Annotated in this window: 6 protein-coding genes; 1 reads left to right on the top strand and 5 read right to left on the bottom strand. The window is 36.5% G+C overall.

Annotated elements, in window-relative coordinates; genetic code table 11:
• Positions 1-70 precede the first annotated feature (70 nt).
• The 3 genes from ABW637_RS13205 to nagB all read right to left on the bottom strand — a co-directional run bounded on the left by ABW637_RS13205 (position 71) and on the right by nagB (position 9,870).
• Complete coding sequence (locus tag ABW637_RS13205) at positions 71-5,611, bottom strand: glycosyl hydrolase family 18 protein (protein WP_367585173.1); 5,541 nt, start codon at positions 5,609-5,611, stop codon at positions 71-73.
• 230 nt (positions 5,612-5,841) lie between these two features.
• Positions 5,842-7,890 carry a beta-N-acetylhexosaminidase gene (locus tag ABW637_RS13200; RefSeq protein WP_367585172.1) on the bottom strand — a complete coding sequence of 683 codons (2,049 nt, stop codon included), beginning with the start codon at positions 7,888-7,890 and terminating at the stop codon, positions 5,842-5,844.
• Between the two features lie 9 nt (positions 7,891-7,899).
• Positions 7,900-9,870: a glucosamine-6-phosphate deaminase gene (nagB, locus tag ABW637_RS13195; RefSeq protein ID WP_367585171.1), complete on the bottom strand. Its 1,971-nt coding sequence runs from the start codon at positions 9,868-9,870 to the stop codon at positions 7,900-7,902.
• A 362-nt stretch (positions 9,871-10,232) separates the two neighbouring features.
• Here nagB and ABW637_RS13190 point away from each other — a divergent pair, with 362 nt between their 5' ends.
• Positions 10,233-13,529, top strand: a complete 3,297-nt coding sequence (locus tag ABW637_RS13190; protein WP_367585170.1) for a VCBS repeat-containing protein — start codon at positions 10,233-10,235, stop codon at positions 13,527-13,529.
• Between the two features lie 88 nt (positions 13,530-13,617).
• On the opposite strand, the gene ABW637_RS13185 is transcribed toward ABW637_RS13190, so the two are convergent.
• Together ABW637_RS13185 and ABW637_RS13180 are read right to left on the bottom strand one after the other, a co-directional pair.
• Positions 13,618-15,456, bottom strand: coding sequence for an Ig-like domain-containing protein (locus ABW637_RS13185; RefSeq protein ID WP_367585169.1), 1,839 nt, complete (start codon positions 15,454-15,456; stop codon positions 13,618-13,620).
• A gap of 155 nt (positions 15,457-15,611) precedes the next feature.
• Positions 15,612-17,228: a RagB/SusD family nutrient uptake outer membrane protein gene (locus tag ABW637_RS13180; RefSeq protein ID WP_367585168.1), complete on the bottom strand. Its 1,617-nt coding sequence runs from the start codon at positions 17,226-17,228 to the stop codon at positions 15,612-15,614.
• Between the last annotated feature and the right edge of the window lie 9 nt (positions 17,229-17,237).

Raw genomic sequence — 17,237 nt, 5'->3', positions numbered from 1 at the left:
TTTATGAAATAATAAAACCATCCGATGCCATTGGTAACAATGATCATCGGATGGCTAAAATACAAAGGGCTTAACGTTTTATAAGTTTACCGGTTGTTTTGCCTTTGGGTGTGGTAATGGTATAGAAATACAATCCTTCTTCTAACTTACTTACATCAAAAGTATTTAGATTATCGCCTTTTTGGATTTTGGTTTTCCTGAAATCTAAGACCTTAATACCACTAGAATTAAATACCTGAAGATCGTATGTGGTGTTTTGTATATCACTTTCAACATTTATATTTACAACATCGCCAAACACTGGATTAGGAGATAGCTTCACAGTACTTACATCATTTTGAATAAGTGTCGCTCTACTATCCAATCCATCCAGATATGCTCTATGGGGGTTAGAAAACCCGGAATTACTTGCTTTATCCCAATTAATAGACCAAGTCATTAATCCTCTAAAATTGGCATATCCCGAAGGATTACGTAAGGTATATCTACCTCCAAAAGATTGCCCTTTGATAATATAATCCAATGCTTTATGAACTTCTGCTGGTGCAGTATATCCACTACCCGCAGCACTACCAGTAGCTGGTAACCCAATTGCAACCTGATCTTGTCGCAATGCCGGGAATTGTGCTCCACCGGCAACAGGAAACCCTTGCAATAACATATCTGCCATCGCCACATGAAAATCGGCATTAGCTGAAGAATAACATAATCCATCTAACCCTAACATGCACCCGGTATTATAATGCTGAACATGAATATAATCCATATCATTACGAAAAGCATATATTATAGGAAGATAGGCACCAGCCGGGCCTCCGTAAGAACTAAAACCTCCCTGTACAAATAAAGTTTCTGGTGCCATAGATAATATGAAATCAGAGCCAAATTGTGATAATATTGTTCTAGTGGCGCTTATAAGATTTACAATCTTAGGAGATGTTGGGTTTTTAAAGTCTGTATCACCACCGACAAGAGAAATAGACTGCCCCTCGAAATCAATATCCATACCATCAAAACCATATTCTCTAATAATATTGATCATAGAACTACTAAACGCCTGAGCATCTGCCGGGGTATTTATACCTACAACACCCGTTTCACCACCCATAGAAATTAAAACTTTTTTCCCTCTGCTTTGAAGACGTGCTACATCATTCTTAAATTCTTGCACGCTTGAATAGATTGCAGGATCTGGTGTAAATGTCATTGCAGAACCAACAGGAACTGTAGGAACCGCAAAAGCTATATTAATTACATCCCATTTATCTGAAATTTCGCTAAGCTTCATTGGACCCGCTGGATTAATAAAGTTATGCCAGTATCCTACTAAAATTCTCTTCGGAAGATCTCCTCCTGGATTTGGTGGATTTACAGATCCTACTGAAATAGAAACGGCAGCAGAATCGCCAGTCGTATTCAAATTATCGGTAGCCCTTGCCGTGAGTGTATGGTTTCCTTGGGTAGCAGTCCAATTGGTGCTATAAGGAGAAGACAGGTCTTCTGCAACCTCAACTCCGTCTACAAAAAATTCAACTTTTGTTACCGAACCATCTTGATCATTTGCAGTGGCCATAATATTAATCGATTGCCCAACCTCGAAACTTGAACCATTTGCTGGATTGGTAATAGATACTGTAGGAGCTTGGTTATTAGGAGGGTTTCCTCCGCCACATTCACCTATTAGTGTCCAGGCATCTTCCCAATAGGTTCCTGTACCCGGAGCATAGGCCCATGCTGCGCCATTACACCAACCACTATTCGGGTAATCACGACATTGGTATACATTTCCTACATTTTGTACTTTACTTCCGGCTACATATCCCCCATTTTCAACATAGTTTGGTTCATCACAACTACCTCCAGTATCTGTTTGTACAGTAATACTAATGGCAACAGATGTAGTGCTTGCATTATCATTATCTGTAGCTATTGCAGTTATATCATGATTACCAGCTGTCGAGGCCCAGTTTGCTGTGTATGGTGCCGAAGAATCTTCGCTGATCATATTTCCATCAATATAGAATACTACTTTGGTAATATTACCATCACTATCAGAAGCATTTGCTGTAATTTCTACATTGCTTCCTACAGTATACGATGCTCCGTCTTGTGGAGAAGTAACAGAAACAGTTGGTGGGGTATTATTTCCTCCACAAGGGTCGCCCACAACCTGATTAATTGCTGTTAATAATGATGTTTGTTGATCACTAGTATCATGCGAGAGTTCCCACATCATAATCCCACCACCTCTTTGCAGTGCCATCTCGGTTTTAGCCTTTATCGTTGGGATCCCATTATAATTATTTCCTTGAAAAGAATCACTATTGGGGCTAGCACCTTGAGCCAATAATGAAGCGTAACTTTGTGCTTGTGGGCGACTATAGAAAGGTACTCCCAACACTGCTTTGGATTTTGGTAATCCTCTACCGAGCCAATAATCCAATCCACCTGTGGCTTGTGCCATAGAACCATGAGATGGTCCGTCATAAGCCATTATATTCAAGAAATCTACATCATCAAAAACTCCGCTAAGTACACCATCAGCATTCCATCCAGAGACTACCACAGCAGCAGTTAGCAATTTACCTCGACTATGCATTGCCTGTCCGAGTTCTTGCATTAGTAGTTCATAATGTTGAGGCTCATTACCTTCGCGAGGGTACTCCCAATCCATATCTACACCATCAAGATTATGTTGGTTTACAAAATTGACCAGGTTATTTATGAAAGCCGTTCTTGTTGATGCATTGGCGGCAAGTGTCGTAAACGGAGAATCATTACCATCCATCCAACCGCCTACAGCGATCAATACTTTAACGCCTTGTGCATGACCCAATGAAACAATCTGTTGCATCATAGCTAAATTGTCTAAAGGACGTAGACTTCCATCACTATTTGGTAATAGGAAAGAATAATTAATATGAGTTAATTTATCATATTGAATAGCACTCGCATTACCTTGCCAACTCGGCATATAGCCAACTACTTTAAAACCACTATTATCGCATCCACCACCGTCAGAAGTAACATTTATACTAATCACACTAGATGTAGTTGATTCGTTGCTGTTATCTGTTGCTTTTGCAGTAATACTATGACTACCCAAAGTAGCTGTCCAGTTTGTTGTATAGGGTGCAGTGGTATCTTCACCGATCATATTTCCATCTACATAAAATTCGACTTTAGAAATAGAGCCATCTGCGTCTGAAGCGTTAGCACTTATTGCAATAGTATTTCCCTGGATAAAAGATTGACCACTGGTAGGAGAAGTGACAGTAACTTGTGGTGCTTCATTACCACCGCCGCTACATGGGCCTATCAATTCCCAAACATTTTCTCTATTGGTAACCGGGTCATTATTTTGTGTCCACCACTTGGCTTTGTACTCATTTCCCTGATAAGAAACCACATCACCTCTTGTATATATTTGTCCGGGAACATAGGCTGGTGCCGTACAAGAGCCTCCACTTCCGTTTACTGTAATTGAAACTGATTCGGTACCCTCTCCTCCTTCATTATCAAAACTTTTTACAGTAATGGTATAGCTACCCTCGGATACATTTATCCAACTGTAGCTATAAGGAGAACTCGTGTCTTGCCCTAATAAAGAAGACCCATTATAAAATTCTACTCTTTCTATTGTCCCATCACTATCGGATGCATTTGCTATGATATCGATAGTAGCACCGGCAGTAAAAGTGGCTCCAGATTGTGGTGACGTTATAGAAACTGTCGGTAACTCATTACCACCTGATCCATTAACCGTTATTGAAACCGATGAGGTTGCACTAGCTCCTTCATTATCATAAGCTTTTACGATAATCGAATAACTTCCTGCAGAGACATTAGCCCAACTATATGCATATGGCGCACTATCATCTTGCCCTAATAAAGAAGATCCATTATAAAATTCTACACGAGTAACATTACCATTGCTATCATTTGCATTTGCAGTGATATTTATATTTGATCCGGCCGTAACTATTTCGCCTTGCGCGGGAGAAGTAATTGAAACTGTTGGAGGAGGATTACCAGTACCTCCCGAAGCAAATACTTCATTCATTTTGTTTATTAATGGTGATTTCACACTAGACCATCTTTTTAATTTTGTACCAAAAGATTGCGCCGAACCACTAAATTCAAGATCTCCAAAGACAGTCCATACAATAGTACCTGCCAAGTTGTTATCATTAATGAATTGAGCTTTGATTCCGATGGATTCTTCGTCATCATAACTTAAAAAGAAATTTCCTTTAACCATATAAGGCACTTTGGCCTGATTATCCCATTTTCTAGTCCATCCACTACCTGCACCTGTCTTCTGCTTGATAAAAAAGTGATTTGGTGTACCATCATATACTTCTTGTGGCCAATTGGTATAATCGGCTGCCGTACTTACTGGGCCATCTGGTTGTATCGTGACATTTCTTTTTACAGTTGGAGTATTTAGATCTGCTGTTCCATCAGTCACAACACCTCTACCATAAAACGGGGCTCCAAAATTAATTTTATTTGAAGGTACCCCCATACCTTTCATCTTATTTAATAATGTTTGCCAATTAAAATCAGGTGCTTCTGCTCCATCATAAGGATATACTGGTGCATTATGTCCCGCTATATTAGACCATCCACCATTAAAATCATAAGTCATCATATTGAAGTAATCCATCGTGTTGGTCAATTTTGACCAATTGAACCCTTCTATTTTTTTATAATCTGCTGCCATAGCTGCAGTAATCAGTTTATCAGGTCCAATAGCATTTCTAATTTCCTGAACCAAGTTTTCAAAATTTGCATAATCCGCATTAGTTCCTGTAAAGTTCATTCCAGGAAATGGTCCTGGATATTCCCAATCCAGATCTATTCCATCAAATCCCATATTAATAAGTTTCTTGCAATCTTCGATAAAACGAGCTCTCTTTACGGGGTCTGCAGCCATTTCAGGAAAATGCTTACACATACTCCACCCACCTATAGAAGCCATTACTTTTACTCCATTTTGATGAGCTAGCTCTAATAATCCCTTAGCGCCACTACCTTCTTTTGGTAGTGGTAATGGTAATTCTCCGCTTAGTCCCCATTCTGGGTGAGTCCACGTGTTTTCTCCCACGGTAACCTGATACCCTAAGGCTTCTGCTCTTACTTTTACAGCTTCGTTAATCCATTGTATAGGTTCTATTTCTCCAAAAAGAATATGAAAATCCCAACTGCTAAAAGGGTCACCGTATAAAAGATCGGCTGGTTGTTGCACTGCTCCTGGTTGGTAAATTTGCTTATTACGAAGATCACCGCTATGTAATGATCCATCAACTGCTACTCCAAAAAAGGAATAGTTTAAAATGGTATATTTCGAATAATCGATATTTAATTGTGTCAACGCCCCAGCTGATGGTACACCCGCACTAGCTGCTTTCCAGGCATCCCAATTAGTAATATATCCTATAACTTGTTTGTTATGGTTAGCAGTAGTAGCACTACCGCCTGTATTTACTTGGGCCACCAGAAAATTGATTCCTAATAAAAAGAATAAGATGATGTACCAGTTAAAGGTCTTTTGTTGGGTTTGGAGAAAGAAATATCTAGCCCACCCTTTAGTGAAGATTGGTTTCATGAGTTTATATGGTTTGTGTTTGTATTAAGTCAGTTAAAAATATCAACAACATCTGCCAAACCGTAATTTTTTATACGGATGTCATTAAAATTGCTCTAAACGACTTTATTTCTATTATCAATAGAGGTTATTTAAGACTTACATATTGATCATGAAGACAATAATTGATCAACTCTCTAAACGCTATAAACTACTTATAATCATTATTTAATACGGGATGCCCTGTTTTATTAAAGTTCATTCTTCTTTACATATTCGAATAACTTTATAAAGGAATCATTAAGAACTAATTCTACGTCTGCATGAGGTTGTTTTGCTTCTTCAATTAGTTTTAAAAATGTAGTATGATCAGTCTTGGACACCCCTTCCTGCTTTATGATTTTTAGTAGGAATACGGATAATTCTTTAAGTGCAAAAGATAGTTCCATTACATCATTTACAAGTGGTGTAGTACCTTTAAGAGCTTGTACATCATTATGGTTTTGAATCCAGGAGTTCAAGACTATTTCTATTGATTTTTTTGATTTTTTTGAATCAACAGTATAAGCATCCACCAATTTTTCGAACAAAATTGCATCATGTGCATCTGTGGTGCAAGCATCTGCAAATAACGTAAAAGGCGAATATGATTTATACTCGGTCCCTCCTTTATTACGCGTATAAACTTTTAAAGGCTGACAAACCTTTGTTAGTTTAATTAAGCCATCAATGGTATTACCATTAGCAATATTTCTAAGAATCACATCACGGTTTTTAAGGTGTGTTAGCCCTAATTCTTCTAAGCGAAAGCTTACCGCAGAGAGCCTCTTTTTCATATGTTCTATATTACTTACCGATCTTGGTGACCAAAAACGTTCTGCAATTGCAGCTGTTCTTGGCCATATTCTTGAGTCTAATGTTAAAGGCGTAACCAGCTCCCCCCACATGGTTACCTCACCTCCTAAAATATGTTTTTGCTCCTGATCGGTTAAATCCGAAGAATTTGGTATTGGATCTATCAAGTAATGATCTTCAATATTATGCATACGATCAATGTAATATCCTGTCGATAATATACCATGATGGCCTTTTTTTGAAGCTTGAATGAGTGAAGATCCTGGTTGGACTCCTTCATTTATCCCTCTCCATGAATGTATTACTGCAGTAGTTGGCATTTCTGGTGTCATAATTTCTTCCCAACCCACGAGTTTTTTCCCTAGTTTTTCAAGTATTTTTTGAATTTTAAGATTAAAATATGTTTGTAAATCGTGATTAGTTTTGAAGCCATGTTCTTTCTTAAACGCCAAAATTTTCTCGTTCTCATCCCAATGCTTTCCTTCATTTTCGTCGCCACCTATATGAAAATACTGATCCGGAAACAATGTTGCCATTTCTGTAAACAAATCAGTCAATACCTGGTATGTTTTTTCATTCGTTGGATCTAACGTAGGGTCAAAAACTCCGGCATGCCGTTCTATTTGATAGATCGTATCTTTACTTCCCAATTCTGGGTATGCAGTTAGTATTGCTGTAGCATGACCCGGCACATCGAACTCCGGCATAACTCGTATTCCTCTATCTGAAGCATATTGTACTATTTCACGTATTTCATGATGTGTGTAGTACTGACCATCAGAACCTAATTCATGCAATTTGGGGTGGGTTTTGGATTCTACTCTAAACCCTTGATCATCTGTTAAATGCCAGTGAAAAACATTCAGTTTTACAGCAGCCATGGCATCCAAATTCCGTTTCAGAACATCTACAGGTTGATAATGCCTGGCAACATCAATCATAAGACCTCTCCAGGAGAACCTAGGAGAGTCTGTGATCGTAACGAATGGAAAATAAAAATAATCTGTATTGGCTTTTACCAATTGAAGAATAGTTTCTAACCCTCTTAATGCTCCTATATCTGTTTCTGCTATGAGTTGTATCCCTTCTTTACCTACCTCAATCACATAGGATTCATCTTCAAATAATTCTAACCTAGCTTCTCTTTTAATTTCAATTTTTAGAGAAGATTTATCATTGGCCACCAATGGAAAACCATGTTCCAGAAATACTCCCGTTCTCCCACTAAGGCGTCTAATAAATCTAGTTGTGGCATTATATAATCTATCTGTTGCATCTTTTTGAATGGATACCGTAAAATTTTCCTTAACTATAAAATTGCCATCCAGAGAGACTATTTCTTTTGGCCAAGGCATTAGACTATATCCGTTTTTATCAATTGATTGTGCATTAATCAACTGTATAGCCCAAATAGTGATAAGGGCACTAATAAAAAGTTTTTTCATTCAATTTTTTTAAAAATGATATCTTTTAAAGGCTTCTATGGCTTCGTATTCTGCAAAACCTAATTCATGATATTTTTTTGCCGTTTGCTGGTTACGCTCTTCTGCCCTAACCCAAAACTCTCTAGAATCATCGCCTTGAAACATTACTCCATCTTTTTGAGATTGATGAAAAAATATAGCCTTGCGCTTTTTCAGGACCTCATCAGGACTTAAAGGAACAGCCATTTCGATGTCATGAATATCCCATTCTTGCCATGCTCCTCGATATAACCAAACCCAGCAATCTTTTATAAATTCTTCTTCTTTAATGTTGTCTAAAACCTCGAACAATACATCTAAGCAAACTTTATGAGTCCCATGAGGATCTGCTAAGTCTCCAGCGGCATATATTTGATGTGGTTTTATCGTTTTGATAAGTTTTGAAAGAGTTTCAACATCTTTTTTTCCATAAGGATTCTTTTTTACAGAACCCGTTTCATAAAAGGGCATATCTAAAAAATGTACATAGGCATCATGCAGTCCCAAAAATCGTGTAGCTCCAAAAGACTCTCCTCTACGAATCAATCCTTTTAGGTTTCTAACTTCTATGGTATCTATAGCATTTTCCTTTTTTTTCTTGAGATCTGTAATGATGGTATTTATAGCATGTTTTTCTTCTTCTGAAACAATATTTTTGATTACTTCTGCATACTTTATTGCTTCTTCATCAGATACTGCTATATTACCAGAGGTCTGATATGCCACATGTACTTTATGTTCTTGTTCTATCAAACGAAGAAACGTACCTCCCATCGAGATCACGTCATCATCAGGGTGTGGGCTAAGAATCAAAACACGTTTTTGATGAGGTGTATTACGTTCTGGTCTATGGGTATCGTCTGCATTTGGTTTTCCTCCGGGCCATCCGGTAATCGTATGCTGGAGCTTATTAAACATTCTGATATTTAGTTCGTAGCATGATCCTTCTTCTGCTAAGAGACCAGACATTCCATGATCATTATAGTCCTTATCTGTGAGTTTCAATATTGGTTTTCGTACCTCTTGACTTAACCATATAATTGCCTTGCTTTTTATTTTATCATTCCATCTACATGGCCCTACCAACCAAGGAGTTTTGATACGTGTTAACTCATCGGCAGCTTCTTGATCCAGAACGAATGTTGCATTTTTATGATCCTGAAGATAGGAAGCAGGAACTTCTGATGTAATTACTCCTTCTATGGTTTCTTTTACAACATCTGCTTTTTTATGCCCCCATGCCATAATAACAACTCTCCTTGCTTTTTGAATGGTTCCTATCCCCATGGTAATTGCCTTTTTGGGTACGTTCTCGATACCAAAAAAAGCAGGGGCAGCATCAGATCTGGTTAAATGATCTAATGTTATACTACGAGTAACCGAATTATAATGAGACCCTGGCTCATTAAACCCAATATGACCCGTTCTACCAATTCCCAACAATTGAAAATCCAAACCACCAGCTGCATTAATTTTTAATTCGTAATCTATACAATATTGATGCAAATTTTCTTGAGAAATCGTACCATCGGGTATATGAACATTTTCTGGTAAAATATCTACATGATTAAATAGATGTTCATGCATAAAATAATGGTAACTCTGTACATTACTTTTCTCCATAGGATAGTATTCATCTAGATTAAAAGTAATTACATTAGCAAAGCTCAGCTCTTCTTCTTTGTGCATTCTTACTAACTCTTCGTATACTTTGATAGGTGAAGACCCTGTAGCGAGGCCCAAAACACAATATTCTTGTTGAGCATGTTTTTCTTTAATTAATCTGGCAATTTCTTGTGCTACAATTATAGAGGCATAGTTCGAACTTTTGAAAATTACATTATGGATCTTTTCAAATCGGGTTTCTTCAAATTTACCAGCTTCTCGATAACTTATATCTCTATAATAAGGCACTGCATTGTTCTGATTTAATGCCGCATCATATTTCGTGTCTGAACTCATTCTTTATATAAAATTAGTTGTTTAATGCTTATAGTATAATGAAGCTATCACCAATATGGTTTTTATAAAAAGTTTTTCGACAGATGACATAAAACGAATTATAAATGACTCAAAAAATCAATTGTATAGCTTTATCAATATCGCTATGTATTTTTATGAAAGTGCCTCAAGTTTTAATTCTTAAAGAGTATAACCATGGGTACGCTACTAATTTTCTTAAGAATCCTGTTATTTGTCGATGATATGATGTTGTATAGAGGATAAATTAAAGATCAAAAGAAATGTTTTATATTTTAAATTATTCATCAACTATGTCCTAAACGGGGTCTATATAAAAATACTGAAATTCATACAAAAAAACTATGCGTAAGCACATATATATGTTACTATTCATATTAACCTTTGGTTGTTCCGAAGAAAAAAAAGAAGGTTCATCATCAATAGTCGACGATCAAACTCACTTGTTTGAAAAACTTTCTGAAACGCACACTAATATTTATTTTAAAAATACTGTTTCTGAAACCTTGTATTTTAATTTTCTTAACTATTCTTACATCTATAATGGAGGAGGAATTGCTGTTGGTGATATTAATAATGATGGTTTAGAGGATGTATATTTTGGTTCTAATCAAGAAAGCAATAAACTCTATCTTAATAAAGGAAATTTCATTTTTGAAGATATCACACAAAGAGCAGGAGTACTAGATGATATTGGTTGGACGACTGGTGTTTCTATGATCGACATTAATGCAGATGGCTGGTTAGATATTTATGTATGTAAATCAGGATCTCTGCGGAATAATCAAATCAGAAAAAACAAATTATATATCAATCAAAAGAATGGAACCTTTATAGAGCAAGCAAAGTTATATGGCTTAGACTCTGAAGCCTTCTCTACTCAAGCATACTACTTTGACTTTGATAAAGATGAAGATCTGGATATCTATTTGGTAAATCACCGCCCCGACTTTAATAATAATACCACCGTTGATCCCAGGATACAACTCGACATTAGACCCGAAAGTACTGATCAGCTTTTTGAAAACGTTGATGGTGTATTTAAAGATATTACCTCAACATCAGGAATTCTAAATAAAGCATGGGGATTAAGCGCTTCTATTGGTGATTTTAACGAAGATGGCTGGCCCGATGTTTATGTAGCCAATGATTTTTTAGAACCAGACCTTCTATATATTAATAATGGTAACAGTACTTTTACAAATAGAATCCTTGAGTTTTTTGACCATATATCTGCCAATAGTATGGGTTCTGATTATGCCGACATAAATAACGATCTAAAACCAGATCTCGTTGTCCTGGACATGCTGGCAGAAGATCACCAAAGAAGTAAGGAAAATATGGCAACTATGAGTACAGAAAATTTTAATCATCTCGTAGCTTCTGGATATCATCACCAATACATGTCTAATATGTTGCAACTAAATTTAGGAAAAGGAATATATAGTGAAATTGGGCAACTAACCGGTATTGCAAAAACCGATTGGAGTTGGGCGCCTTTACTAGCTGATTTTAATAATGATGGTTTTAATGACCTTTTTGTTACCAATGGTATAGAACATGACCTATCAAATCAAGATTTTAGAAACCAGATGAAAACCAATATTCGCAATCGAAAAAAAGTAAGCCTTGAAGAAGCAATTAGTATGATGCCTTCTACAAAATTGCAAAACAAAATTTTTGCTAATAACGGTAATTATTCTTTTCAACCCATTACAAAAGAATGGGGACTACAACAAAAAGTTAATTCTAATGGTGTCGCTTATGCCGATCTAGATAATGATGGTGACCTTGATCTTATTCTTAATAATCAGTCTGACCTGGCTAGTATTTATAAAAACAACCAATCTAATCACTTTATCTCCTTTTCTCTTTTAGGAAAAAAAAACAATCCAAATGCCATTGGTGCAAAGGTGAATGTTTATGCCAAGGACCTAAAACAAGCTAAAGAATTATACACTTGCAGGGGGTTTCAATCTTCTGTAACTAATAGATTATATTTTGGATTAGGTAACACAACTCATATTGATAGCATCCATATACAATGGCCAAAAGGGGCATTAAGTATATTAAACAATGTGATTAGCGATCAAAATCTCATCGTACCACATCCTAATAAACAGAATCAATATCACACCTCTATAAAAAAGACACCTGAGTTATTTACATTAATACAGGGTGAAAAACTCGGGATTACCTATAAAAATAATGAATCCATTTTTGATGATTATTCGCATCAATTACTTTTACCACAAAAACAAAGTGAAAAGGGAGCTGCTTTGGCGGTAGCCGATGTAAATAATGATGATAGAGAAGATTTCTTTGCAGGTAATGCCAAAGGAGCCTCGGCAGCACTTTATCTTCAGAATAAAAATGGCACCTTTAGCAAGTCTAATACAAAGGTTTTTGAAAATGACATCAATCTTGAAGATAATAAGGCATTATTTTTTGACATAGATGCTGATGGTGATCAGGATCTATATATTGCTACAGGAAGTTATGAGGATATAGATAATAGCTCTTCGCTTCAGGATAGGATATATATAAACGATGGGAAAGGGAATTTTTCTAAAAAGGAAGTTTTACCTCAAATGACTTCTACATCAAATGCAATAGCGACAACCGATTTTGACAAGGACGGTGATCTTGATCTTTTTATAGGCGGTGGAGTAATCCCAGGTAAATATCCTTTATCATCACCTTCATATTTGTTAAAAAACGAAAATGGAAAATTTATAGATGTTACCAACAAAATATCTGAAGGTTTTGATCAATTAAGGATGGTAAATGATGCCGTTTTTTCTGACTATGATAACGATGGTGATAATGACCTCTTAATTGCCGGTGAATGGATGCCTATCTGCATTTTTGAAAATGAAGATGGCATTTTTACAAGATCTACTAACACAAAACTAGACAACTATATAGGGTGGTACTTTAATATCCAGGCAACCGATATTGATCAGGATGGAGATATGGATTACCTGGTCGGAAACTTGGGGCAAAACAATAAATTTCACCCTAATCAAAATAAACCATTGCATATCTATGCAAAAGATTTTGATGATAATGGCTCGTTTGATATCATACTGAGCAAAGAAGCCAAAGATGGGATTTTACTACCCATAAGAGGAAAAGAATGCTCTTCTGAACAAATCCCAAAACTTACTCAAAAATTTAAAACGTACAAAGAATTTGCTTCAGCTTCTTTGATCGATATTTATGGAAATAAAGATTTAAAAGAAGCTACACATTATAGTGTAACAAACTTCAGTAGTATACTAATCATTAATAAAGGTGATGGTAATCTTGATATTCGGGAATTACCAAAATCTGTTCAATTTGGCCCCACAACAGACTTTTTAATTGCAGATTTCAATGCTGATGGACACAATGATATTTTTGGTATCGGTTCATTATTTGAAGCAGAAGTAGAAACCATTCGATATGATGCTTCTAAAGGATATTTTCTTTTTGGCAATACCGAAAAAGATAGCATTAAATGGTCCTCTTCGCTTTCTGCTAATTTGAAAGGTTTACAAACAAAAGCAGCAGAATTAATTACTATTAACGGAGAAGAATATATACTTCTTCTTAGTAAAAATAGCGAGTTAAAACTTATAAATTGGGATTTTGAATAAGAAAACCTTGATAATAGCTGCCACATAGCTACGACCAAGGTTTCTAAAATCAAAAACTAAATATATGGGGAAATTTCTGATTACATAATTAATTACATGATCCAATAGTTTTCCACCAATGCTCACCACTTCCCGGAGTCACCCATAATGGACCTGTTTGTGCCTCGTATAATGTTCCCTGATATACAGCACGGTCTCCTTGATTATAAACTTTTGGATATGGTTCCCAAGCCGCTACTCCACTACAAGAACCTCCACCACCACCCGAAGACTGAACTGTAAGCGCAATCGAAGAAGATGTTGAGGAATCACCATCATTATCCGTAGCTATTGCTGTTATCGTATAATTCCCTACAGAAGCATTAGACCAACTATATTCATAAGGGCTCGATAGGTCTTCGCCTAATTTAGTAGTACCCTCAAAAAATTCTACTTTAGTTATACTACCATCAGGATCAGATGCATTTGCAGATATCAAGATAGTTTGCCCTTGATTTGTAGTGGTATTATTTGAAGGAGACGTAATACTAACAGAAGGAGGTTGATTGTTACCTGTACCTCCACCACAATCTTGTATAAATTCCCATGGATTTGGATCTGTATTTGCCGAAGGAACATCTCCCATAGTCCACCATTTTGCTTTGTAAAGCTTGTCTTGATAAACTGCTTCTTTACCCGCAGTATATGTGGTAGTGGCACTCCATTGTGCCGATTCACAACCTGTTCCATTGTTTCCTCCACCACCGCCACCGCCAGAATATGGTGATTCTGGGTAATTCTCTGCATTAGCTATGGCTTGAGATTGTGAAACCCCGTTAAGTACCTGACTAGCAACATAAAGGTATCCATATGCTGAAGATGAAGTATCCCCTAATAACAATTGCCATATCATTACACCATCATTATTAGAGTTATTGGCAGCTATATGACCAGAAAGATCGGCTACATTCTGATACGTATACGTATAATAGGGACCCCAAGGCTCATTTGGATAATGTGTCCCTGCGGCTATAGAAAACCCATATTGATTCGCATAATGTTTGTATGCGTCATACATTATTTTTCTATTACTAGCGGCACCTGTATTATATCCTTGGTATGCTATTAAATCTATTTTACTTCCAACAGCTTCCATCACAGGTATCATATGACCGGTAGTAGCAAATCCAAATAAGCTAATTGCCTGATTAGGTGAAGTAGCGTTATACAAATTAGCATCAGACTCTCCTGTCACCGCATTTCTTTTGCTAAAGGCATACGGAGATGAAGGATCGTTATTATTTACACCACCCAAGGCACCAACTCCAGCCGGTGCACAAGCAATAAGATATTGCCCTTTAGGCATTATAGCTCTAGAGTTGTTAAAAAAGTCGATAAATCGCTGCACATTTATTGGATCTCCAATAGTGGCAAAGCTTCCATTAGGTTCAAAATCCCAATCAATTCCTTCGAAACCCATATCATCTACCAGGTCCTTTATTTGCTGATAATTGATATCATAAGCCGCATTTGTACCCCAATACGTCTCACCGCCAACAGATAAAATTACTTTGATCCCTTTTGATTTTAGTATAGAAACCGATTCTTTTAATGTTTCACCACCATAAGGAGTTTGAATTCCTGTACCAGCAATATCCAGAGATCCTTTTTGGTATCTCAAATTAGGTTTTGCAAATGCCAAAAACACATGAGTTATATGTTCAGGAATATCTCTTAATTTTGATCCTTGCCCAGTAGTGGTCCAGCTTTCTGACCATGAAGGAAAATATCCTAAGACAATAGGCTCGGTAAGAACAGATTTGTTACCATCTAATGATTCTGTAGGATTCGTCGTTTCTAATGTTTCCTCTAAAAAACTTTCGTTAGAGCATGAGCATAAAAACGCACATAATGCTATGACGAATGTGGTTGTTTTTAATAATTTCATGAGTTATTAATGTTTGTGTTAGGTAATCTTTTCTCATTTATAATTTTCTACAATAGAACAGGTTATTATTAATTATATTTTACTTTTCGGTAAAAAGAGAGAAATCAAACTTCTATACTTTGTTTCTCTCTTTTTAAGATTAACAGCAATTCAAATTAAAAATTCCCGCCGGGAACATCCCACCATAACCTGGTACCTCCAGTATCTGGGCCTCCCAGTTTATTTACTGCGTTTGCAACACCAGCGGCGTTTGTAGCAAGCTCACTATCTACAAATGGAATTCTACGAATCTGAAGATCAGTATCGATAGTACCTCCACTCTGATTATTAACCACAGGAAATATCTTTGGATACCCTGTACGTCTATACTCACTCCAAGCTTCTTGCCCTTCTGGAAACATGGCAATCCATTTTTGTGTAATAATACGTTCTAATTTTTCTTCATTAGAAGCAGCATCGTCCCAGGCAATAGTTATTGTACTCAAGGCTGCAATATTATTTGACGGATTAACAGGGTCTACATAGTCTTTAGGCGTTAATATATTGTCTGTAGTATATGAAGTAACTCCAGAAGCTTCGTGTTGCTGAAATGACGTTGAAATCCCTAACTCATAGTTTGTTTTTGCGTCACCTGCACTACTCCAACCCCTTAGTGCTGCTTCAGCTTTTAAGAAGTATACCTCTGCAGCGGTCATTAACTGTACACTAGGGGTTAATAAATCTTCATGAATAACAGCAAACCTAATATAATCGGCCTTTTGTGCCAACTCATCTGCATACCCTGGTAATAGAGGTAATCCATTACGAATTCCTTTTAATGATCCCGGTTGGATAGGTACAGTCTCGGTATCTGTTACTACTTTTTCTCTAAAGTAGGATGTTGCTCGTGGATCTTCATAACCAATTAATATAGATTCCATAGATGCATTCATCCTAATATCTCCCCAAGAATTATTAATCGTTTTTACAGGATGATCCAGAGTACCATTTACAAAAAAACCTTCAGGATTGATTTCGATGAGCCCCATTGGGTGATTAAGGGATTTTTCTCCTTCAGTTTTTGCTTTATCAGGATCTACTTTTGAAATACGAATTGCCAAACGTAACCTTAGTGAATTGGCATACTTTATCCAGTTTGTATAGTTTCCATTGTATGCTAAATCAAACGGCTGAAATCTTGAACTACCAATATTATCAGACAAAATCTGCATCGCCTCTTCTAAATCATTGAAAAAAGCAGCGTAGACTTCTTCTTGGGAGTCATACTCACTCGTAGTTTCAGATGCTCCAAATTTTGTATATACAATGGGTCCAAAAACATCAGATACCCTGTGCATTGCACTAACTTTAAGGATTTGAGAAAGCGCAAAAAATTCAGGAAATTCGTCCCTTGTTGCATTTTCTATAGTTTTTGCATTGTTCATTACATTAGAATAAGGAACACTCCAAATAAAATTATTCCATCCTCCCACCAGATTGTATGTAGTATTATTTGCTCCTGCAACAAATGGTCTTGGATTGGTCATGTATCCCGAAAAGACATCTGCATTTAGATTTTGTTGTAATTGAAATGACCATGGTGGATCATATTGATAGATACTTTGAAATATTGGTCTAAATGGAGCCCCTATATCCTGAAAATCGATTTCAAGTTGTTGATCACTAATATCTCTGGCGTTACCATCAATCCCCTCTAAATCATCACCACATGAGAGAAACAACATCGAGCATATGATTAAGCCAGATAGAAGTATTTTATTTATATTTTTCATAGTTCTTTT

This window comes from Aquimarina penaris (genome assembly GCF_040786285.1).
GTDB lineage: Bacteria > Bacteroidota > Bacteroidia > Flavobacteriales > Flavobacteriaceae > Aquimarina.
The sequence above is the reverse complement of the archived record's forward strand: the minus strand, read 5'-3'. Positions and strand labels throughout refer to the sequence as shown.

Coding starts and splice junctions, on each gene's coding strand:
- ABW637_RS13205 (WP_367585173.1), bottom strand. CDS start 5,611: ATGAAACCAATCTTCACTAAAGGGTGGGCTAGATATTTCTTTCTCCAA.
- ABW637_RS13200 (WP_367585172.1), bottom strand. CDS start 7,890: ATGAAAAAACTTTTTATTAGTGCCCTTATCACTATTTGGGCTATACAG.
- nagB (WP_367585171.1), bottom strand. CDS start 9,870: ATGAGTTCAGACACGAAATATGATGCGGCATTAAATCAGAACAATGCA.
- ABW637_RS13190 (WP_367585170.1), top strand. CDS start 10,233: ATGCGTAAGCACATATATATGTTACTATTCATATTAACCTTTGGTTGT.
- ABW637_RS13185 (WP_367585169.1), bottom strand. CDS start 15,456: ATGAAATTATTAAAAACAACCACATTCGTCATAGCATTATGTGCGTTT.
- ABW637_RS13180 (WP_367585168.1), bottom strand. CDS start 17,228: ATGAAAAATATAAATAAAATACTTCTATCTGGCTTAATCATATGCTCG.